The organism is Roseovarius sp. A46 (assembly GCF_004126395.1).
Classification (GTDB): domain Bacteria; phylum Pseudomonadota; class Alphaproteobacteria; order Rhodobacterales; family Rhodobacteraceae; genus Roseovarius; species Roseovarius nitratireducens.
Map to the genome: position 1 here is coordinate 1 of NZ_PVWS01000106.1, position 255 is coordinate 255.

Annotated in this window: 1 protein-coding gene; it reads right to left on the minus strand. The window is 61.6% G+C overall.

Annotated features, from left to right (window positions below):
- Nucleotides 1-255 (minus strand): adenosylhomocysteinase (locus C6W92_RS17540; protein WP_164989304.1); only part of this gene is annotated, 255 nt, incomplete at both ends.

The following is a 255-nucleotide window of genomic DNA, read 5'->3' on the forward strand; positions in this document are numbered from 1 at the left end:
GGCTCGCGGCAGACCCCTTGCCGACATCGCCATAGCCGCAGACGACGGCGACCTTGCCCGCCATCATCGTGTCGGTGGCGCGGCGAATGCCGTCGACGAGGCTTTCCTTGCAGCCATACTTGTTGTCGAATTTCGACTTGGTGACGCTGTCATTGACGTTGATCGCCGGGAACGGCAGGTGCCCCTTCTCCATCATCTTGTAGAGCCGGTGCACACCGGTGGTGGTTTCCTCGGAGACGCCCTTGATCATGTGGC